Below are 3,867 nucleotides of genomic sequence, written 5' to 3'. Positions count from 1 at the left end.
TCCACTTGAACAGATTTTGCTTTTCCATACTGATCACGCCCTTTTTTAGAGTAATAGTATCAGTATGTCCAAGCTTTAGAGATTAATTGCGACTGTTTTGAGATTTTTGCACCAGAACCATTATGTTTTTTAAATGAATTTATTAATGACCTTCTTTGTTATAAGAAAACCTCAGAATCCCGATCCTGGGAAGCTATAAAACTGTAACTTGATGGACATGCAGCGGGATCCTTGATTCAGAATGAAAAACAATTGGATAGAAGTAAAAAAGAGAAATTTCTGAGATAATCAGATACTGCTCTTCTTAAGAAAGAAGCATCTTTTCAAATGAATGAAAATGCATATACATAAAATACAAAAAATCATTTTCTAAAAAGTCCCTTTTGTACCACTTAAGGCCCTGTTTTAAGATGCTTCAATCTCAGTGTTCTCTGCTAAAAAATCATCTATCGTTAACTGTTCAAGTTCGTTGAAGTTTTCTTCTCCGACTCCAACGAACTTCTCAGATAGTAAAAATCTCCTTACTCTACTCGCAATTTTCCTATCCACCATAGGAACTCGATACACCTGATTTTCTGCTAAAATTTTTAAACCTAGATGATTTAGCTCTCTTGCAACATCAAGTATGTAATTATGTACTAATCTTCTAATCTTCTTTTTAAAATAGGAAGGTAATTTGCTCCAAACAGGATTAATATCTTCACAAATAGTAGTACTGTTAAAAGAAAATTCTTGATATCCAATGTATTTGCCTATAAAAACTCTCAATGAATTACGAACTTGCCTTTCAAGTACAACTTTTCCATACTCGTCGATTTTTGAGTTAGGCTCAAAAGGAACAATGTATAATACTGCACCCTTTTGTAATGCTGAATAATTAGTAATCTTAATTTTCTCTAAACCTTTGGAAGAGGTTTTTACAATAAAACATCCTTCTTCACTAATTTCCATCCCCAAGACTTCGTAGTCTAAAGAATCACCGATAATATTAATCGTTTTTTCTTGAAGAGTTCCAAGGGTCTCTCGAAGTTGATCTGCATATTCCTCATCTGTTGCATAAATTAAATGAGCTTTAGCTTCTCTATTTTGATTTGTTCCCATAAACTCAGCTAAATAGTCAGGTTCTAGACTTAAATATCCTATCGCTTGTTTTGAAGCGGTATGCTCAAAATCAACATCGAAACTATTCACTTTGCACTCTAGTAACATCAATTCACCAGTTCTATTATGCTCTAATATCATCTCTGGAGTTACAATTTGGTTAACCTTAACATGTTTACTGAGTGCATTATAATTCTTTGGATTGACTGGAATGCTTGCTTCTATTGCTTTAATAACATATCCTTTCTCCCTAAGATAAGGATAAAAGCCCGATTGTTCCGGATATTCCAAACTCATATGTACGAATAAGTTCAACTGTAGCAAAGGGGTTAATTCGATCATGATTTTTCACACTCCGCTCTCTATAACCCGTTGTATTATCTCTTCATAGTTATCATTACCTATATAAACCGTTAATTCTGGATTAAGATATCTTTGAATATTGGTTATTAGACGGTGTATAGTATTTCCACATGTTCCTTTAGGCAAGAATATTGTAAACTGCTCTCTACTCAAATCCATCATAACTTTTTGCCATAGATGAAGATCTATACCATATATGTGTGCCCTATTGTTGCTTACTCGAATAATTTCACCAAAAATTCTAAATGGCTCTTTACCCTTTTGAAAGGTATAATTAATAAAATTTTCAAAAATATGCTCTTTTAAAGGCTCTTTAAATACTATAGTGACTGGACTTCCTTCATAATTATATAGAAACTGCTGATTAGGACTCTTTACCTTCTCTAAATCAATCCACGTCTTACTCTCTAAAATTTCTGTTATATTCTGATAACTATTTATCATCTTTTTCACTTGGAAACGATGGTCTTTAAAACTATCTGAGCGATTAGTCACTTTCCCATTTTGATAAAAATCATGACCACCTCTTCCGATATTACTTGGAAATCTTAATTGTCCAATCGCATGAAAAGATGAAAAATACTTTCTTACCCCTTCAATTTTATATGAAATATCACCTAGCTCTTCAGTCAAGGATACTGAAGATGCCTTATGCTCTTCCAAACCAGAAATATCTTTCTTAGAATTACCAATACCTTTTATGTATTTCTCTCCCTCAAAGAAGCTGTTAAATTCAAATTTAATCTTAGTGTAACGATTGGGGTGATGTTCCTTACTCATCTTCTTTAAAATTTGATTGAACATTTTGCCCGAAATCCATAAAGAGTCTAATACAGGAGAATTACGAACAGCATCCCGCGTGAATTTATCAGATGCATCTGAGCTTTCCAACGAATAAAATATTAAAAACCTATCATTGACTTGTTCAAAGAATCCTATTGTCTCATCTCCTGCAGATAAATAGTACATTCTTTCATCAACTTGTCCCATACACTGGCTTTGCTCTGGAAATAGATTGGGTATGGTAATCTCCTCTTTATTAAATCGCTTCAGTTCATATATACTTTCATCGAACGTCTCAAAAATATAAGATTTTAAGAGAGTATTTTTTGTTTTTCTAGAATCTATCTGTTCCTTAATATTAGCTGAGTAATCTTCAAGAAAGTCAATAACTCTCTCTCTCGAATTCCATTTCTGTTTCGACATTTCCTACCCCCCTCATATAAAAGTATCTAAATAAAAAGCCCTCTCCTAAAACTGGAGAGGGCCGGAAAGTGCGCTCAGTTGCGCGGGGCGCGAAGACCCAAACATATTCTAAATTCAGTATACTACAGTATATGTCAAAAACTCAAGAATTAATCCTCTTTCGAAGCTGCTACTTCATCATTTTTAAATCCGACCTTTAATGCATCGTATTCTTTTCTTAGATTATCATACTTTTCTTTAAGAATGTTGTGCTCTCTAATTTCATTCTTTAAGATTTCTTCACTCTTCAACATCCTTTGATACGTTATTGGGAGAAAATTCTTTAGGATTACTTCATCAATTTCATTTAACTTTTCCGATCGTAACTTACAATTGTTTCCTTCGGCTTTATGTTGATACGCAACTCTCCGTTTGTCTATTATTCTAATTGAATCCAGACATACTCCTGAAGGATGTTTCAAACCGTCTGCTTCATCTACATCGATATGTAGAGAATCACTACTTCCATATTTAGAACTAGAGATAGGTGCTACCAATAACTGGCCTCTATGATTGTCGTACAGAACAACAGCAGGATGCAGAAAAGTTAGTTCCTTATTAAAGTGTCCAAAAAGCTCAACCTCTACAATATGTCCTCTATCTAAATTAGCCCTAAATGGACGTTTTATAGCCTTCTTCTTATCTTTGATATATCTATCTAAACCAAACATCCATCTAATTCCATAATCCTGATTTTCATTTAGCATGGTATTAAAAAGCTCATCAAGTAAGTGTTTACATTCTGCCACACATTCTGCGTCATCTCTAAACTTCGGTAAAGCCGGTAATGTTGTTATATACCTAAGCTTTCCTTTATATTTATTTATATCCATAATTCTCCCCTCTATCCCAACAAAATCAATTCAAATACTAAAATACATATCTAATAATCTATATTTTACCATTCTTCTTTAGGTTCTGGTGCGAAAATTTCAAGACAATTGCAAGTAATCTCTAAATCTTGGACATACTGATACTATTACTCTAAAAAAGGTGTGTGATCGGTATGAAAAAGGAAAATTTGTTCAAATGGAAGCACTATCAGCCTGATATGATTTTATTAACGGTAAGATGGTACCTACGGTACAACCTAAGTTTTCGTGATTTGGTGGAAATGATGGAGGAACGAGGTTTGTCTATCGCTCACACCACCATTAT

3 protein-coding genes and 1 pseudogene are annotated in these 3,867 nt (G+C 33.4%); 1 reads left to right on the top strand and 3 read right to left on the bottom strand.

Features of this window, described 5'->3' with window-relative positions; translation table 11 throughout:
- Positions 1-405: 405 nt before the first annotated feature.
- From EEJ45_RS17940 to EEJ45_RS17930, 3 genes are all read right to left on the bottom strand, one after another.
- Positions 406-1,443 (bottom strand): hypothetical protein, encoded by a 1,038-nt coding sequence (locus EEJ45_RS17940; protein ID WP_124566111.1) that lies wholly within the window; start codon positions 1,441-1,443, stop codon positions 406-408.
- 6 nt (positions 1,444-1,449) lie between these two features.
- On the bottom strand, positions 1,450-2,670 hold the full coding sequence (locus EEJ45_RS17935) for a hypothetical protein (protein ID WP_124566110.1): 1,221 nt from the start codon (positions 2,668-2,670) through the stop codon (positions 1,450-1,452).
- Between the two features lie 149 nt (positions 2,671-2,819).
- A complete protein-coding gene (locus EEJ45_RS17930; protein WP_246000047.1) occupies positions 2,820-3,542 on the bottom strand; it encodes a type II toxin-antitoxin system PemK/MazF family toxin in 723 nt (240 codons plus the stop codon).
- Between the two features lie 173 nt (positions 3,543-3,715).
- On the opposite strand from EEJ45_RS17930, the pseudogene EEJ45_RS17925 reads away from it, so the two are divergent.
- Positions 3,716-3,867, top strand: a pseudogene (locus EEJ45_RS17925) (IS6 family transposase); the annotation flags it as partial.

It is taken from the genome of Ectobacillus antri, from assembly GCF_003852715.1.
Lineage (GTDB): Bacteria > Bacillota > Bacilli > Bacillales > Bacillaceae_G > Ectobacillus > Ectobacillus antri.
Note: the sequence above shows the minus strand (reverse complement) of the source record. Positions and strands in the feature narration are given on the sequence as shown.